At 40.8% G+C, this 17312-nt stretch carries 15 protein-coding genes; 5 read left to right on the forward strand and 10 right to left on the reverse strand.

Translation table 11 applies throughout. From position 1 onward, the window contains the following. The first annotated feature begins 181 nt into the window (after positions 1-181). Together ABD006_RS06170 and ABD006_RS06175 are read left to right on the forward strand one after the other, a co-directional pair. Complete coding sequence (locus ABD006_RS06170; RefSeq protein WP_343838814.1) at positions 182-1387, forward strand: MDR family MFS transporter; 1206 nt, start codon at positions 182-184, stop codon at positions 1385-1387. Between the two features lie 192 nt (positions 1388-1579). Beyond that, a complete protein-coding gene (locus ABD006_RS06175; protein ID WP_343838816.1) occupies positions 1580-2011 on the forward strand; it encodes a flavoprotein in 432 nt (143 codons plus the stop codon). An 86-nt stretch (positions 2012-2097) separates the two neighbouring features. On the opposite strand, the gene ABD006_RS06180 is transcribed toward ABD006_RS06175, so the two are convergent. The 6 genes from ABD006_RS06180 to ABD006_RS06205 all read right to left on the reverse strand — a co-directional run bounded on the left by ABD006_RS06180 (position 2098) and on the right by ABD006_RS06205 (position 9439). Further along, positions 2098-3495, reverse strand: coding sequence for a sigma-54-dependent transcriptional regulator (locus ABD006_RS06180; protein WP_343838820.1), 1398 nt, complete (start codon positions 3493-3495; stop codon positions 2098-2100). Positions 3496-3498: 3 nt separating this feature from the next. Continuing rightward, the gene (locus ABD006_RS06185) at positions 3499-5646 is read right to left on the reverse strand and encodes an ATP-binding protein (RefSeq protein WP_343838821.1); all 2148 of its coding nucleotides are present in this window, start codon (positions 5644-5646) and stop codon (positions 3499-3501) included. Positions 5647-6066: 420 nt separating this feature from the next. Further along, positions 6067-7002, reverse strand: a complete 936-nt coding sequence (locus ABD006_RS06190) for a glycine betaine ABC transporter substrate-binding protein (RefSeq protein ID WP_343838823.1) — start codon at positions 7000-7002, stop codon at positions 6067-6069. Between the two features lie 41 nt (positions 7003-7043). Continuing rightward, positions 7044-7784: an ABC transporter permease gene (locus ABD006_RS06195; RefSeq protein WP_343838825.1), complete on the reverse strand. Its 741-nt coding sequence runs from the start codon at positions 7782-7784 to the stop codon at positions 7044-7046. Positions 7785-7798: 14 nt separating this feature from the next. Continuing rightward, positions 7799-8770, reverse strand: coding sequence for an ABC transporter ATP-binding protein (locus ABD006_RS06200; RefSeq protein WP_343838827.1), 972 nt, complete (start codon positions 8768-8770; stop codon positions 7799-7801). 3 nt (positions 8771-8773) lie between these two features. After that, positions 8774-9439, reverse strand: a complete 666-nt coding sequence (locus ABD006_RS06205) for an ABC transporter permease (RefSeq protein WP_343838829.1) — start codon at positions 9437-9439, stop codon at positions 8774-8776. Positions 9440-9925: 486 nt separating this feature from the next. Between ABD006_RS06205 and ectA the strand changes: the two genes are divergently transcribed. The 3 genes from ectA (at position 9926) to ABD006_RS06220 (ending at position 12244) form a co-directional block, all read left to right on the forward strand. Continuing rightward, positions 9926-10429, forward strand: a complete 504-nt coding sequence (gene ectA, locus ABD006_RS06210; protein WP_343838831.1) for a diaminobutyrate acetyltransferase — start codon at positions 9926-9928, stop codon at positions 10427-10429. Between the two features lie 127 nt (positions 10430-10556). Further along, a complete protein-coding gene (ectB, locus tag ABD006_RS06215) occupies positions 10557-11834 on the forward strand; it encodes a diaminobutyrate--2-oxoglutarate transaminase (protein WP_343838833.1) in 1278 nt (425 codons plus the stop codon). Positions 11835-11854: 20 nt separating this feature from the next. Then, positions 11855-12244, forward strand: coding sequence for an ectoine synthase (locus ABD006_RS06220; protein ID WP_343838835.1), 390 nt, complete (start codon positions 11855-11857; stop codon positions 12242-12244). A gap of 86 nt (positions 12245-12330) precedes the next feature. Here the strand turns inward: ABD006_RS06220 and ABD006_RS06225 are convergent, their stop codons facing one another. The 4 genes from ABD006_RS06225 to ABD006_RS06240 all read right to left on the reverse strand — a co-directional run bounded on the left by ABD006_RS06225 (position 12331) and on the right by ABD006_RS06240 (position 17289). Next, the gene (locus tag ABD006_RS06225) at positions 12331-13944 is read right to left on the reverse strand and encodes a hypothetical protein (RefSeq protein ID WP_343838837.1); all 1614 of its coding nucleotides are present in this window, start codon (positions 13942-13944) and stop codon (positions 12331-12333) included. 5 nt (positions 13945-13949) lie between these two features. Then, the gene (locus ABD006_RS06230) at positions 13950-14762 is read right to left on the reverse strand and encodes an ABC transporter ATP-binding protein (protein ID WP_343838839.1); all 813 of its coding nucleotides are present in this window, start codon (positions 14760-14762) and stop codon (positions 13950-13952) included. Positions 14763-15119: 357 nt separating this feature from the next. Further along, a complete protein-coding gene (locus tag ABD006_RS06235) occupies positions 15120-16349 on the reverse strand; it encodes an ABC transporter permease (RefSeq protein WP_343838841.1) in 1230 nt (409 codons plus the stop codon). 1 nt (position 16350) lies between these two features. Beyond that, on the reverse strand, positions 16351-17289 hold the full coding sequence (locus ABD006_RS06240) for an ABC transporter ATP-binding protein (protein WP_343839035.1): 939 nt from the start codon (positions 17287-17289) through the stop codon (positions 16351-16353). Positions 17290-17312: the final 23 nt, after the last annotated feature.

The following is a 17312-nucleotide window of genomic DNA, read 5'->3' on the forward strand; positions in this document are numbered from 1 at the left end:
TAATATGAAGCTTAAGTACCCAAAGAAATCAATGATGCGTTTATAAAATCCTGTTTTTCTTCATGATCATAGAGGCATCTCAAAATTTTGGTAAATAGCGAAAAAGATTGCATTTCCCTTTAAATTCTATTAATATTCTCTAGTACTCATTTATTTTACAACCAGAAAAGGTCGGATAATTATGCCTAAGCACATCTGGATTCTTATTATCGGGATGGCCATTAATGTCACTGGGGCTTCTTTTATATGGCCCCTAAATACAATCTATATGCACAATGAATTAGGGAAATCTCTGGCCTTTGCAGGGATTATTTTAATGCTTAATCAGGGATTTGCCATTTTGGGGAATCTGATTGGCGGTACTCTTTTTGATAAAATCGGCGGCTATAAAACCATCATGCTCGGAATTTCAATTTCCATGCTTTCTGCGACCGTGCTCGCTTTCTACAACAGCATCGTTCCGTATATGATTCTATTAATGACGATTGGATTAGGCTCCGGAATGGTGAAGCCTTCCATGTTTGCCTTTGCAAGCTCTGCATGGCCAGAAGGAGGGAGGCGTGCGTTTAATGCCATATACGTGGCACAAAACCTTGGTGTAGCACTCGGGGCTTCCCTTGGCGGTTTTTTTGCCAGCATCTCCTTTTCGCTTATATTTGTCGCAAATGCGGTGACGTTTCTCCTTTTCTTTATCATCGTTTTATTTAAATTTAAGCCCATTGAACAAAAAATGGACAATGTCGCCTACACAGGCGGGATGGATTATCAGGAAGATAAAGGAAAAGACAAAGCGTCCTTCCGTGCGTTAATGATTCTGGGGATTGGCTTTTTTATAAGCTGGATTGCCTACGTTCAGTGGCAGTCCACCATTTCTTCCTATACTCAGGAGCTGGGAATATCCGTAAGTAACTACAGTACACTGTGGACGATAAATGGTGTATTAATTATTGCTGCCCAGCCCCTCGTAAAATTGATTGGTAAGTGGATTCCCTCTCCAAGAGTTCATATTTATATTGGGAATACGATCTTTCTGTTTTCCTTTATCTATATTCTATTTGCCGAATCCTTTGCCTCGTTCGTAACCGGTATGATTATATTGACATTAGGTGAAGTTTTAGTCTGGCCAGCGGTCCCAACTTTAGCGGATCAACTGGCTCCAAAAGGAAAATCCGGTTATTACCAGGGGCTGATTAATAGTATTGCCACAGGCGGCCGTATGTTAGGGCCTGTACTCGGAGGATTAGTCGTGGATCATTCAAATATTCATTATTTATTCTATGGATTGATCTTCCTGCTAATGGTTCCGTATCTAACTACTTATTTATACGACCGGGGCCTGTTGAAGCAAAAAACGGTGTCATCACAAGCGGAGCAGCATTTATCTTAAGCCACTTATTAATGAAAAAAATCGAACAGCCAATCAAATCCACGCGGTTGATTGGCTGTTTTTTGTTACAAGCAAAAGGCCGTGTCTCAGACTATATTTTTTAAAAAATAATGGAATATTATGTTAATATTAAACTGAGAATCTTATGCTGAGCGGACAAAATCTAAGGCAGGATATAGGAGGACTATTATTATGGACAATTTTTCATTTCGCAAGTTTCTTCAAACATATTTAGAGGTTTGGAGAAATTCGTCTTTAACTGACATAAAGGAAATGATTTCTAAAGATTATCAAGCCAGAGAGATTTCAAATGGTGAATTGGCAGACTTCGGTTATAAAGAGGCGATAACAGGCTGGGAACAAGGGTTTACATATGCCAAACAGGAAGGTCATAAATGGGACGTAAATGCAGTATCGATCATTCCTTTACGTCAAGATGAAGTAATGGCCATTTTATCGGCGACACTCATTATGAATGGAAAAAAATTAGATAATGTCAGCTTATTCTTTCAGACATTTAAGAGGAATGAAAACAATGATTGGAAGTTGATTAGAAGTTATATAGAAGCTGGAGTTCCTAATGAAAATTTAAAGAAGTTACAATTCAACGAAAAGGGCTTTTGAGCAATAAAATAAAACGCTTGGATGATGTGAGATCCAAGCGCTTTTCTTTGCCCATGTCTGCTATTCAATAAACGTCTACTTCTCTCTTAATCCCTGTCCAAATCAATATTGTACTTCCTGATTTTATACAATAGACTTTGTCTGGAAATATCCAATCGTTCAGCGGCCCGCGCCTGATTGCCATGCTCGGCCCTTAGTGCTTCTTCTATTGCATGAACCTCCACCTGCTCAATATGGTCGGGCAAGGAGAAGTCCTCATCAATGGAAAGGTTGATACCCTCTTCGTCCCCATGAGTATCCCCTTCAAAATACTCAATCACTTCATAAGGAAAATCGTCCAGTTTTAATTCGCCATCTGTTGTTAAAACGACCGCTCTGGCTATTGCGTTTTGCAGCTCACGGATATTTCCCGGCCATGGATATTTGCACAGCTTCTGCACCAGGGAATCTGAGATTGAGTAAGAACGCTGATAATCCTTCTCATATTCTGACAGGAATTGCTGGATCAGTCCGGGAATGTCCTCTGTCCGTTCTTTTAGCGGCGGAAGTTTCAGCCCTATGATGTTTAATCGATAATACAGGTCCTCCCGAAATTCTCCAGCCTGAACCATGTCCCATAAATTGCGGTTTGTTGCAGCAATTAAACGTACATCTGATGAGACTTCTTTTCCGCTACCTAATGGAGTAAAGGTTTTATCCTGGGTGAACTGCAGGAGCTTGGCTTGCAGATCAATTGATATTTCCCCAATTTCATCCAGAAACAATGTCCCTTTATCCGCTGTTAGGCATAGTCCCTTTTTCGATGTATCTGCTCCGGTAAACGCGCCTTTTTCATAGCCAAATAATTCACTCTCCAGCAGATTGGATGGAATGGCGGCGCAGTTTACTTTAACAAAGGGACCATCCTTCCTGCGACTTTCCTGATGAATGGCTCTTGCACATCGCGATTTTCCGGTTCCACTCTCCCCTTCCATGAGCACGGTCACATCCTGTGGAGCCACCCGTTCAATCAAGTCAAACACGTCAATCATACTTCTACTTCTGGTAACCATCCCCTGGAGCTGAAATTTATTTTCGACAGCGGCCTTGAGCTCCCTGTTTTCATAGTGAAGATCCTGCCATTCAATCGCCCGTTCAATGACCACCTTTAATTCCTCTGCCTTCATAGGCTTGGTTAAATAATCAAAAGCCCCCATTTTCATCGCTTTTACCGCATCTCCTATATCTCCATAGGCTGTACAGACAATAATCGGGATGTCCTCATACTGCGGCTTCCAGCTTTCCAGTAATTTTAAACCTGTTGTATCGGGCAATAATATATCTAACAGAATAATATCAATTTCTCTTTTATTGATTTTGTGAGCAGCCTCTTCACCACTGGCAGCCTCAACTACCTGATATCCTGTTTTTTCTAATGTCATGGTGGAAAGTCGACGGAATTTCTCGTTATCTTCTACAAATAAAATGGTTTTTGGCTTACTCAATCGTCATTCCCCTTCCTCGTTTGACCCCTTATTTATAGGCTTTAAATAAATGAGCATCGTTGTTCCGACGCCTGTTTCACTCTCTACTTCCATGTAACCGCCGTGGTTATTAATAATATCATGCGTGATGGATAATCCCAGCCCTGTACCTTCCTGCTTGGTTGAATAAAAAGGATTAAAAATACGCTTCATTTTAGACTGGGATATTCCCACTCCATCATCCATCACTTCAAGCACATATTGCTGGTCCACTTTTTCAATCGCAACTTGGATTTTTCCCTGCTGATCAACCGCATCCATAGAATTTAAGAACACATTTAAAAGGGCCTGTGTTATCTGGTTGCGATCTCCCTTAACAAATGCCTGTTCTTCAGGGAAGATAGTATTTATTTCAATTTTCTTCTGTTTCATCTGGTGAGATAGTAGATGGAGAATTTCATTAACTAATTCTGTCAAATCAAAGATGCTTTCTTCTTTCTTCGTTTCCCGGCTGAATTGCAGAAAGCTTTTCACCAGTTCGTTCATACGGTCCGTTTCATCCTGAATATCGTTCAGCGCTTCCTTAATCGTTTCAGGACCCTTTCCTTTAAAGGAATAGCCCTCTTCCAGTTCCTTAAATTCCGACTCTATTAAATCACTGGCCATTTGTATCGTACCCAGAGGATTTTTCACTTCATGGGCGAGGCCTGCTGTCATCTGACCTATGGCTGCCAGTTGTTCTGATCTCTGGATATGCTGTTCCAGCTGCCTCACTTTGGTGATATCCCAGAAGGTCGTCACAACCCCAATCACCTGTCCCTTTTCATCTAACAGAGGAGAGCTGAACCGCCTTAAAACAAGCTTGCGCCCATATAGATTTCTGTATATATACTCATCTTCTATTCCTTCAAAGTCAGATGAGGCATTTTTACAAGTCTCAAAATGTTCCTTTAAGGGGACAGGCAAAGCAGAAATCGACTTTCCTTTTAGCCTTTTATGTTTACGATTTAATAGCTGTTTCGCTTTGTCATTTACAGATGTCACATTACCCAGCGGATCCATGGTAATGACACCAAAAGGAAAGGATCCCAGAATAAGCTGAAGATAGCGTTCCTTTTCCTTCAGGCTGGTGGCCATGTAATTTAAGGCCTTCGATAAGGTTTTTACCTCGTCTTTTTCCTGCAGCAGATTGAATTTCCATTTTCCACCCTGAACATATTGATTGGCTTCTTCTGTTAATGCGTTAATCGGTTTAATCACCCATCTCACACTAAAATACAAAAGGATGGTAACAGCTATCGTTAATACAACAAGTCCCATAATTAATGAAAATGTTAAATTTTTTGTCGCGGCATTTACATGATCAACAGGGATTGTCGTTACAGATAAAAAAGGAAGATGATCCACGGGACTGTAGGCAATCAGCACATCCTCCTGCAGCACAGATTCATAGCGAATGCCTGTCCTGCCTGAATATCCCTCTTCCACAGCGGGAGATGTCAGGCGTAATCCCATACTTTTATTATCGTTTGTATCTATGAGTACCGATCCATCCTGATCAAGGAGAAAGCTCCTTCCATCCTGTCCCACAATATTCTGTTTGCTGTTTTTTTGCAGGAAATCCGGACTCACCTGTGCAATGAATCCGCTGTGAACCTCTCCATGTTCCTCTGACTGTATCGGAACGGCTATGAAAATACCAGGTACTCTATCATTTTTCGTCACAATCGTTGACGAAAAGGAAGAACGTCTCCATTTCAGTTCATCCAGTATGGGTTGAAGTTTTGGAGGAAGGATATCCATTCCCTCCTGATTAGTGGGGGCCTGATGGAGGATTCGTCCGTCCTGGCTGACTAAATAAATCTGCTGAAAAAAAGCATCATTGACGGCTAAATCTGTGATTGCAGAACGGGTCCATTCCGATGCATGATTCGTCAATCGATCGGTTACTGATATATTTTCAAGCAGCTTCTTTTTATATTCAAATAAATTCGTAGTCTGATTGGAAAGATTTTTGGTCACTTGTATCGCCTGATTTTCTGTCTGATTATCCATGATACCCTTTGAAGACATCACACCTAAATACATGATTACAAATAATGGAATCATAATCAGAAACAGGCCTAAAACGATAAATCTTTTAGTCAATCTTGCTGGGAGAATCTTTTTCATCGTCTGTAAACACCCTTCAAAATAGATAAAGTGAAACTTCCATCAGTGAGGGGGTTCTCCATCCCCCACTGATGGTTAGTTGAACTTATCAGGAATTTACTGGCCGTTTATCCCCCACTTACTCTTGTTGGGGTACCTTCAAGACTTGATGTGGGGGTATTACGGCCAGTTAATGCGTGACAAAGTGAAACTTCCATCGTTGGGGGTTCTTTATCCCCGGCGGATGGCCAACGAAACTTATCAGGCCATTTACGAGCTGTTTATCCCCCCCCCTACCTTTACTGTTTGTTTTACATAAAGGTAGACTATTACAGCTTTATTCGTGATAAATAGGTACAGGTATTATTATATCTAAGTTGGGAAGGAATTCAAAAAAGCGAAGGCAACGTATGGTCACCTCCGCTTTTAAAAATCCTCCACTTATTCTTCTATTAATCCATTTTCAACTAACCAGCTTCTTGCTACATCTGTCTCGCTTTCTTCATCGATATCCACACGATAATTCAAATCCATCATCGTTTCTGAGTCAAGATTTTCAGCAAGCGGTTTTAGCAGCTCTTCCAATTCAGGGTACTTGGCTAATGAGTCCTCATGAACCGTAATGGCTGCATGGTAAGCCGGGAAGAAGTTTTTGTCGTCTTCAAGCGTTACCAGATCAAATGCCTTAATGCGGCTATCGGTCATAAATCCGGTAGCAACATCAACCTGGCCATCTCTTAGTGCCTGATAGAACAGACCAGAATCCATTTTCTTCAAATTACTGGATGGAACCTCAAACCCATAAGTTTTCTGAACCCCTTTAATACCATCAGGGCGTGTCGCGAATTCAGCATTTGTTCCTATAAGTAATTCATCCGGATTTTCATTCATATATTCAGCCAAATCGCTGATTGTCTTGATGCCTAATTCGTCTGAATCATCCTGTCTCATCATTAATGTATACGTATTGTTAACATCGGCCGGATTTAACCAGACAATTCCATTTTTCTTATCAATTTCTTTTACAGCTTCATAGGCCTGATCAGCATCTGCTATTGGATCCTGGTCATTATAAGTTACCAGACTTGTACCGGTGTATTCCCAATAAAGGTCAACCTGTTGATTTTCCAGGGCCGTACGGACAACCTGACTGGCCATATTATTTTTCTCTTCAACTTCATAGCCGTTTTCTTTTAAGTAAATGGAAAGAATTTTAGATAGAACGAACTGCTCGGTAAAGTTTTTTGCTCCAATGACAAGCTTTTTCTCTCCATCTCCAGAACCTTCATTACCGGATGATTCCTCAGAACCGCCACCGCCACATGCGGCAACAAATACTAAAGAAAGCACTAATAAGAATGATAAAACCTTTTTCATGTTGATATCCTCCTCTAAAAAATTTTTCCCTTTATTTGTCATCAATCTGCTTCAACAGATTGGCGCACACCTTTTGATATAACAAAACCTTCAATAATACGCAGAGTCAGATCTGCAAATAGTGCCAATAAGGTGACAGGAACAGCTCCTGAAAGCAAGTAAATATTGTCCCTCATCATAATCCCTGTAAAGATCCAGTCACCTAATCCACCTCCGCCGACTAAATAAGCAAGTGCAGCTGTACCAATATTTAAAACGACAGCTGTACGGATACCAGCAAAAATGGAAAAGGCTGCATTCGGCAACTCAATTTTAAAAAGAATCTGATAGGGTTTGTACCCCATCCCCCGGGCAGCGTCCAACAGTTCGGGTTTAATTGAATCTATTCCCGCTACGGTATTACGAAGAATGGGCAGTAATGAATAAAGAAATAAGGCAAATACAGCCGGCTTAAAGCCAATACCCATCCACGTCATGGCCAAAGCCAGGATCGCCAAACTCGGAATCGTCTGACCCAGATTCGCCGTATTCATAATCAGCCATTGTACTTTTTTAAATTTAGGCCTGGTGACCAGAATTCCCAATGGGACAGATAATGCAATCGCCAGTGATGAGGACAGCAGCACCATCTTTAAATGCTGTTGGAATAAAAACCAGAAACCTTCTGGATCATCAAAGATCAATTGATAATATCCTGATCGATAACTCCAAACAAAAAATAGTACCGTTAGTATGGATAGCAAAGCCTTGAGCAGGGTTGCGAGGAGTTTTTTTCTATTCATTGGTTTCCCTCCTCTTACATTATTTTTTCATGTAAATAGTTTTCGATATCCTGGATGGTTAAAGCTCCGATTTGATTGTCTCCGGATTGTACGACTAATTGTTCCGCTTCCTGGTTTAACAGGATAGAAAGGGCATCCTTCAGGTTTGTATGAATAGGCACTGTTTTCTGTTGCTTGTTCGTTTCATCTGCCTGATTCAAATGCTGTTCATTCACAAGGTCCTGAATATGATGCAGGCTTAAACTTTTCAGAGCACGATCCTTCCCGACAAACTTTCTTACAAAATCATTGGTCGGATGGGCGAGGATCTCATCGGGTGCATCGTACTGCATCAATTGCCCTTCCCGGAATATGGCAACCTTATCTCCCATCTTAATGGCCTCATCAATATCGTGACTTACAAACAGGATGGTTTTCTGGACCTCCTCCTGAATTTGTAAAAACTCATTTTGAATATGAGACCGGATGATTGGATCCAAGGCACCAAATGGTTCATCCATTAACATTACCGGTGGATCAGCGGCCATCGCACGAATGATTCCGATTCTCTGCTGCTGACCACCTGACAGTTCATGAGGATACCTCTTTCGAAACTGGTCAGGATTTAATCCAACTAAATCCATTAAATAGTTAAACCGATCCTTTTTCTTCTTACGGTCCCAGCCGAGCAGATCAGGTACGGCCATAACATTCTGCTCAATCGTCATATTTGGAAAAAGCCCATTATGCTGAATGACGTAACCAATGTTTCTTCTCAGCTCAATAGGGTTTAACTCATTCACACTGTTTCCATTTACGGAAATCGTACCTTCCGAAATGGACTCCAGGCGATTGACCATACGGAGGGTCGTTGTCTTTCCGCAGCCTGAAGGTCCCAGAAAGACAACAATATTTCCTTCAGGTACATGAAAACTGATATCATCAACAGCTTTAATGTCGTCATTAAATACTTTTGTTACGTGATTAAAGTCAATCAATCTATTCACTCCTTACGATTTCAGATCTTCTTCAAGACCTTTAGGTGTCATTTTCTTCTGAAACAATCCGAGCAGCATATCAACGACAATCGCCATAATCGAAATCGCAATCGCTCCCGCCATTACGATGGTAGAATTTGTTCTCGCTATTCCCTGATTGATTAATACACCGAGGCCACCAGCACCAATAAATGCTGCGATGGCTCCAATCCCTATATTCATAATGACGGCCTGTCTTACCCCTGCCATAATAACGGGAAGTGCATTGGGGATTTCCACTTTGCGTAATTTTTGTATGGTGTTCATTCCCATCCCCTTCGCAGCATCTTTAATATGTGGATCTACGTTTTTAATGGCCACATAGGTGTTTCGGATAATCGGCAATTGGGAATATAAAATAAGCGCGATAACCGCTGGAACAAAGCCAATCCCCTGATCAATCAAAGAGAGAATCGGAATCATAATGCCAAATAAAGCAATACTAGGTATGGTCATAATGACATTCGCCATCTGCAAGACAGTTTCAGCTAAATAATCGTTCGTTGTTAAATAGATCCCCAACGGCACACCAATAGCAATGGCAATCACAACAGAAAGCCCCACTAATTGCATATGCTCCAGCGTATACGTCCAAATTAGAGTCTGATTGTTAATCATGTAATCCCATAATTCCTGCATGTCTCATTCACACCCCTTTTCACTCCACCTAACCAATTATGCAAAAATCATGCCAAGATATGATTAAAAAATGAATTCCTACGATGAAAGCCTATTAATATAGGAAAATAAAAATATAACTCTATCAAGTTCAAGAAGGAAGATCAAAAGGACAAAATCTTACTTTGTAAAAATAATAAACAGTTTGTTAAAAAATTTTTACGCGGGGACTGTCCCCACTTGCTTTAAAGCGCTAAAGCAAGAATTTTATGCATTCTGCCTCTTTGTTATTCTTCTGAAGCCATATTTCTAATAATCGTTAGAAATATTAACAATACATAAGCAATTTTAATAATCGTCCATGTGAACTCGATTCATCCTTTCAAAGCATAAATAAACCACTCGAATCACACTTAAACTAATTTGAAGAAAATTTCTGTCATCTTTATGATAATAAATGTATTGAAAATTACGTAAACGAAGGGAGCAGTTATTATTAATAGTCAAATGGTTCTTACGCCATCGAAGCAATCGGATTCCATTACGTTCGAAAAACCCGATGTGACAGATGGCTCTGCGATGTGGGAATTAGTAAACGATTCCAGCCTCGATCAGAACTCACCCTATAAGTACATTATGATGTGTGAGTATTTTGCCGACACATGTGTGGTCGCAAAAGAAAATGATAAGTTAGCAGGCTTTGTTACCGCATTTATCCCTCCAGAGAAGCCAGATGTTGTGTTTGTTTGGCAAATTGGGGTTGATTCTTCCCAGCAAGGAAAGGGAATTGCATCCAGATTGTTAAATGAATTAATTCAGCGTGAGGCGTGCGAGGATGTCCGCTACGTTGAAGCAACCGTAACGCCTTCAAACAGAGCATCACAATCCTTATTCCGAGGTTTGGCTCGCAAGCATAATACAGATTGCAAAGTCTCGGAATGCTTCACAGAAGATTTATTCCCAACGGATGATCACGAGGAAGAGCTGGCCTTCAGAATTGGCCCACTTTAGTAAGATGCTTACTCCTCGGTAGTTAATAATGACTGAAAACGTGTGATTGATATATAGAGAAATACTGGAAGTAAAGTCATTTTTAAAAGACCTATCCATTAGGTAAAAAAATGAAGGAGGAAAAAGTTTGAGTCATACTGATATGGAAATTTTTGAAAAGTACGAATCCGTGGTACGCAGTTACTGCCGCAGCTTTCCTACTGTGTTCACAAAAGCCAAAGGCCACAAAATCTGGGATGAACAGGGTCGTGAATACATCGATTTCTTCTCAGGTGCAGGCGCTCTGAACTATGGTCATAATGACGAAAAGATGAAGAAAAAGCTTATTGAGTATATCGAACAGGACGGCATCACTCACTCCCTGGATAAAGCTACGAACACAAAAGCGGAATTTATCCAAAAGTTTAATGACGTGATTTTAAAGCCAAGAAACCTGGAGTATAAAATGATGTTTCCGGGCCCTACAGGAACAAACAGCGTGGAAAGTGCACTTAAGCTGGCTCGTAAAGTAACGGGCCGAACCGATATCATAAGCTTTACCAACGGATTTCACGGAATGACCATCGGCTCGCTTTCCGTAACAGGAAATGCTGCCAAACGAAAAGGGGCAGGGGTTCCGTTACAGAATGCGGTAACGATGCCATACGATAATTATGTTTCAGACAATTACGATACATTAGATTACCTTGAGCGTTTCCTTGAAGATGGCGGAAGTGGTGTGGATATTCCTGCCGCTATGATAGTGGAAACCGTACAAGGTGAGGGCGGAATTAACGCAGCCCGTTTAGAATGGCTAAAGCGGATCGAAGCCATCTGTAAGCGCTGGGATATTCTGCTGATTGTGGATGATATTCAGGCAGGAGTCGGAAGAACAGGCACATTCTTCAGCTTTGAGCCTGCGGGTATCAAACCGGACATCGTCTGTCTGTCCAAATCTCTCAGTGGCTACGGGGTTCCATTTGCCATCACCCTGTTCCGGCCGGAGCTGGATGTGTGGAATCCAGGTGAACATAACGGAACCTTCAGAGGGAATAATCATGCGTTTGTAACCGCAGCCGCTGCCCTTGACTACTGGAAGGATGACAAATTTGAAAAAGAAATCCAGCGAAAAGGAAAAATGGTTGAGGAATTCCTTACTCAACTGAATAATAAGTTTCCTGAGCTTAAAGGAGAAGTACGCGGACGCGGCCTTATGGCTGGTATTGCCTGTGGCGTAGATGGCCTTGCTTCCAAAGTGGCTGAAGAGGCCTTTAAGCACGGTCTAATTATGGAAACGTCCGGTCCTGAGGATGAAGTCTTTAAACTATTCCCAGCTATGAATATTGATGATGACGCCCTCAAAAAAGGGTTTGACATCATAGAACAAAGTGTTAAAACACTCGTTAAAGAACCAATTATGAATTAAAACCAGGGGAGGAAGTTAACATGAAAGTAGTAAAATTAGAAGATGTTCTAGGCACTGAAAATGATGTGGACGGAGGCAATTGGGTAAGTCGCCGCTTAATTAACAAAAAGGATAACATGGGGTATTCCGTCAATGATACGATTATCAAAGCGGGCACAGAAACCCATATCTGGTATCAAAATCACCTGGAAGCCGTTTATTGCATTGAAGGTGAAGGGGAAGTTGTGACTTTGAAGGATAATAAAGTATGGCCAATTAAAGCCGGTACGCTTTATGCCCTTGATGAACATGATGAGCATTTGCTCCGCGCTTATGAAGGCGGCGATATGCGCATGGTTTGTGTATTCAACCCACCATTAACCGGTAAAGAGGTCCATGATGAAAATGGCGTTTATCCGGTAATGGAGTAAACGTAAAGATCCCCACTTTGTTTACAAAAGCCACGACTCTTGCCTACTATAGGCAAGAGGTCGTGGCTTATTTTATATAGTAAAACTTATCGAACGATCTTCCTCCAAGCGACTAAATTGCCCAGCATGAGAATCACGATATATCCGAGCACTCCGTAGGCCAGGTTCAATACGAATAAGTGGATGACCCAAAAGCCACCAAGAAGAATGATAAAAGGCAGTGTAGTCCAGCCTTCGCTTTGCTGAGCGACTTCAAAGGATTCAGAAAAAGGCAATGTACCTCTGATCATCGTAAAACATAAAGCCACATATAAACACGTGCTTAAAAAAATAGCAAGTAAGTCTTCCAAAATACTTCCGCCATAGATCCAGAGAAAGACAGCACCAACGAATAGAAAAATAGGCACATAAAGTTTAACGATAAATGCTTTTAACATCCCTTTATATAAATATTTATAATCCTCAACAGGCATTGTTCGATATATCCAGGCCCCTTTATACGTACCGGAATATTTCAGCATAATGACGGCTGTAGGAATCATAATGGAGCCAAAATAAAGGGAAAGATAAAAATTACCGGAAGCGACCTCTTCTAAACTTTTATTCTGAAATTCGTTAAATAAAAAGATAAACGGAAAGACCAGAGATAATCCTAATGAAGGATAAACCTTCAGCCGAAATTCTCGTTCCTTACTTAGCATCAGGCTTGCAAAACGGAAAAAGGCTCTCTCCTGCTTCGTATAACAGATGAGTTTCAGGAGTGTGCTGTAACTCCATTTCCTTTTTCGCTGCTTTTGGCCACCGTGATCGGACAGCTTTTGCAGATGGTTCTCAAATACGGGCATCAGCTTAACATAAATGATAAGCGCAATAACAGGTACAACAAAGGCCAATGCTGAATAAAAGAAGAGTAGTGGACCACCAGCAGAACCAAGCCAGACTTCAAAGGGAGCTGCAAACCAAATTGGCGGGAAAAAGATATGCCACCAATCAGGTGAAAAGCTGACTTCCAAATCAACAAACTCAAAGGCCCGGATTAAAATCTGATAGCCAACAATTAGTGAGATGCTAAGACCTATTTGTACGTAATTAATAATATCCTTTAATTTCTCCCCATCAAAAAACCTCAAAACGAAAAAATACAGAAAGCTCGTCATCACAACAACAAATATATCGACCAACACAACGGCTAACAATAACAGGAAAGCAAATAGGATTCCTTTCGTGAATAGACTTACGATCAGCGGAATACCAACCATTGCAAACGTAATAAAAAACAAATAAATAATAATATGCAGGGCTTTGGCTGTACTGATTGTCTTACGATTAACAGGTCTGGTAGACAAAATTGTACGATCCCGCACATCCAGCAATACGGTTGAGAAGTCAGATATCATCGACGTCATGACAATGAACATCATTAGCCCAAACAACATACTCATCTGAAATAGATACTGATTGCCCATTACAATAAAAGGAATAAGAAAAAGACCGTAAAAAGCATATAGTCCTAATGACTTTAAAAAATGGTTTTGATCTTTCTTCTTAGCATTTGATTGATCAAAAATCGTCGGTACCCTTCTTTGGTCCATTGTGAGCTTAACCTGAAGAATACTTCTTAATAAAGGATATTGAACCCCCATTTTTTCAAACACCCATTTGAAACGGTTCAGAAATTTTAGTGTAGGAAATTCCTTCATCCTTATCACATCTCCTGAACAATGGAAACAAATTGTTCAGCCATATCCTTATGCTCATCAAACCCGGTCAGTTGGTTAAAAATCTCTTCCAATGTTCCCTCTTGGTTTTTCTGTTTTAATTCTTCAAAGCTTCCATCAGCTACAATCCGACCTTCATTTAAAAGGATAATACGGTTGCTGATTTTCTCTACCACATCCATAATATGTGAGGAGTAAAAAATCGTTTTTCCCTGCGCAGCAAGCTGTGCCAAAACCTCCTTAAAAACCATGACACTGTTGGCATCTAACCCGCCAATCGGTTCATCCAGAAATAATAGATCAGGATTATGCAGGAGACTGGAAATAATCAACGTCTTTTGCTTCATCCCTTTGGAAAAGGATGATATTCGACTATGATAAACGTCTTCCAGCCCAAATAGACTCATAAGCTTTTGAGCCTTCTGATCCACACTATCAGAATCCACTCCATACAGTTCACCAATAAAAGTGAGATATTCATGTGCGGTTAAATTATCATAGAGGTCGGCAACTTCAGGCACATACCCTACCCTGCGCTTATATTCCACCGGTTCATTTGCGATATCACTGCCAAAAATCTCAACCTGACCTGAATAATTCTGTTCAAGCCCGAGCATAATTTTTACGGTTGTACTTTTTCCTGCCCCATTAGGTCCGATATATCCAATAATCTGTCCTTTATAAACGGATAAATCAATCCCATTTAAAACCTGATTCACTCCATAGGATTTTTCCAGATTTTTTATCGATAGTATGGGTTGGTTTGTTGAGAGAATAATAGCCACCTTCTTCTTCCACATTTTAGTTGATTCTATCGTAACACAGAATTCCGATAGTTCTCACTATTTATTTGTTGTTCACACAGAATGCTTGCCTCAACTTACCAGCTGTTAAAAATAGTCCCTATAAAGTGGTACTTCCATCAGTGGGGGGTTTTTCCATTCCCCACTGATGGTTAGTTGAACTTATCAGGAATTTACTGGCCGTTTATCCCCCACTTAGTCTTGTTGGGGTAACCTCAAGACTAAGTGGGGGTTTTACAGCCAGTTAATGCGTGATAAATAAGAGCACCCAGACTAAAAACTGAGTGCTCCCTAATCTAAGCCATGCTGTTTTTCCAGTGGTCCTTAGTATCGAACGATTTTACCAGCGTGCTCCTATTGGCGAATCCATTTCCAAATTTCTTTAGGAGTGGCATCCTTTCCATACATAAGAATACCTGTTTTAAAGATTTTCCCTGCCAATTTCATAAATACCCAAATACTCACGATTAAAATGGCGATTGCGATAATGATCTCTATCCACGGCCATTCCTCAAGCATCGCTAATCTGACTAACAGAACGCCTGGTGTCGTGATAGGAAAATAGGTTCCGACCTGAGCAATAATTCCACTTGGGTCAGACATAATCGGACCGATAAATATCGCCGGCAAAAATGGAAGCATAAACAGCATTCCCTGGAAGTTACTCGTGCTGTTCATATCTTCAACAGTTGCACCAATACTTACAAAGATGGAGGCAAACAGAAGATATCCGGCAATCGCAATAAATATTAGTAAAAATAGCTCCGGGACCAGTAAGTATTCAAGAAATGGTATATCCACTCTCCAGGCGAGAAACGGAAGAATAAGAACCATCCATGCTGCGACCTGTGTGATTCCCAATGCAAAATAACCGTAAATTTTTCCCTGCATGAGCTCTTCCGGTGTTAAGGATGATAGGACTATTTCAGCCACTTTCTCTTTTTTCTCCTGAGAGGCACTCTGGAAAATCATCATTCCTGTGATTAAAATCGAGAATAAAATGACACCTGCAAAAGCAACCGGAACCACTCGTTCCAGCAGCTCCTCCTGACTTTGCCCTTCGTTTTCTGAAGCCTGAGTTTGACTGGCTGATTCCGGCGTCACAGGTTCAAAGGTAATCCCGCTGGCTGCTATTTGTGCCTGTTCGCTGGTTAAACCCATGTCCGCAAGCTTCTGAGCCAATAAGGGATGCTCTAAAATATTGGCTTGAAAAACTGCATTTTCATTTAAATCCTTACTCATATACACATGAACCGAGCCGCTTTTCAATACGTCCTCCGTTAACATGATGTATGCTGTATTTTCTTCATTTTCCAATTCCTGAATGATTTCTTCCTCTGACTTAAAGGCATCGATTTCCTGCCAGTTTTCTGTCTGTTCTTCCGGGAGCTGATTTTTAAGCTCACTCCACACTCCAAGCTCATCATATATATGAATTTGCGGACCTGCTTCTTCTGCTTCATCATTATCAAACAATAGAGGCAAATTAAAAAACACTAAAAACAACAGCGGAGTTAAAAATAATGAAATAATAAAGGACTTATTCTTCATATTGCGTTTATATTCCCACTTCGCTACCTTCATACTATTCCGCATCGCTGGATATACCTCCTTCTTCCATGAGATTCTTACCTGTGGCAATATCTACAAAAATTTCATGTAAGGAAACACGATCGATCCTGAGCTCCTGAATTTCCAAGTTATCCGGTAATTGCTTCAGCCACGTTGGGATATGTACATTCTGAGCTAAATAAAGCGTGCTTACATTGTCGTTCTGTTCCACTCGTTGCACTTGTGTCATACCCTCTAATTCCTCCCGGTTATGAGAACCGAGAATGGTACATTTAAAGTTGGCATATTCCTTTTTCACCTCATCAATGGTACCGTAAATGATTTTTTGGCCCCGATGAATTAAAAATAATCGGTCGCACAATTGCTCAACCAGATTCATCTGATGAGAGGATAATAAAATGGCCGTTCCATTTTGAGCCAATTCCTTGATTTCATCCTTAAAAACTTCCTGACTGACTGGATCTAAACCAGAAAACGGTTCGTCTAAGATAAGCAATTCCGGCTCGTGAATAATGGAGGCAATAAACTGAACCTTCTGCCCCATCCCTTTCGATAATTCCTCAATGGAAACCTGATCCTTTCCTTCCAATCCAAACTTTTTCAGATATTCCAGCGCTCGCTGCTTTGCTTTCTTTAAAGGATAATCCTTTAATTCCGCAAAATACAAAAGAATGTCCATGACCTTCACATTTTTATATAAACCCCGCTCTTCAGGTAAATAGCCGATTTTATGCCTCGGAATTTCCTTGGAGGTATGGTTATGAAATTCAACAGACCCTTCATCAGGATACATAATCCCCATAATGCTGCGAATGGTCGTTGTTTTCCCCGCTCCATTTGGCCCTAATATAGCCATGATTTCTCCCTTTTTCACATGAAAGGAAATATCACGAATGATTCTTGTATCCTTGAAGGACTTCCCAAGACGGTCGACTGTTAATACTGTTTCCACATGTTTCACCCTTTCCAATGTTT

It is taken from the genome of Salinibacillus aidingensis (assembly GCF_039522525.1).
In the GTDB taxonomy this organism is placed as follows: Bacteria; Bacillota; Bacilli; order Bacillales; family Alkalibacillaceae; genus Salinibacillus; species Salinibacillus aidingensis.

Bases quoted from the DNA above. Each gene is read 5' to 3' on its own strand.
- ABD006_RS06170 (WP_343838814.1), top strand. From the start codon at position 182: ATGCCTAAGCACATCTGGATTCTTATTATCGGGATGGCCATTAATGTC.
- ABD006_RS06175 (WP_343838816.1), top strand. From the start codon at position 1,580: ATGGACAATTTTTCATTTCGCAAGTTTCTTCAAACATATTTAGAGGTT.
- ABD006_RS06185 (WP_343838821.1), bottom strand. From the start codon at position 5,646: ATGAAAAAGATTCTCCCAGCAAGATTGACTAAAAGATTTATCGTTTTA.
- ABD006_RS06190 (WP_343838823.1), bottom strand. From the start codon at position 7,002: ATGAAAAAGGTTTTATCATTCTTATTAGTGCTTTCTTTAGTATTTGTT.
- ABD006_RS06195 (WP_343838825.1), bottom strand. From the start codon at position 7,784: ATGAATAGAAAAAAACTCCTCGCAACCCTGCTCAAGGCTTTGCTATCC.
- ABD006_RS06205 (WP_343838829.1), bottom strand. From the start codon at position 9,439: ATGCAGGAATTATGGGATTACATGATTAACAATCAGACTCTAATTTGG.
- ectA (WP_343838831.1), top strand. From the start codon at position 9,926: ATGGTTCTTACGCCATCGAAGCAATCGGATTCCATTACGTTCGAAAAA.
- ABD006_RS06220 (WP_343838835.1), top strand. From the start codon at position 11,855: ATGAAAGTAGTAAAATTAGAAGATGTTCTAGGCACTGAAAATGATGTG.
- ABD006_RS06225 (WP_343838837.1), bottom strand. From the start codon at position 13,944: ATGAAGGAATTTCCTACACTAAAATTTCTGAACCGTTTCAAATGGGTG.
- ABD006_RS06230 (WP_343838839.1), bottom strand. From the start codon at position 14,762: ATGTGGAAGAAGAAGGTGGCTATTATTCTCTCAACAAACCAACCCATA.
- ABD006_RS06235 (WP_343838841.1), bottom strand. From the start codon at position 16,349: ATGAAGGTAGCGAAGTGGGAATATAAACGCAATATGAAGAATAAGTCC.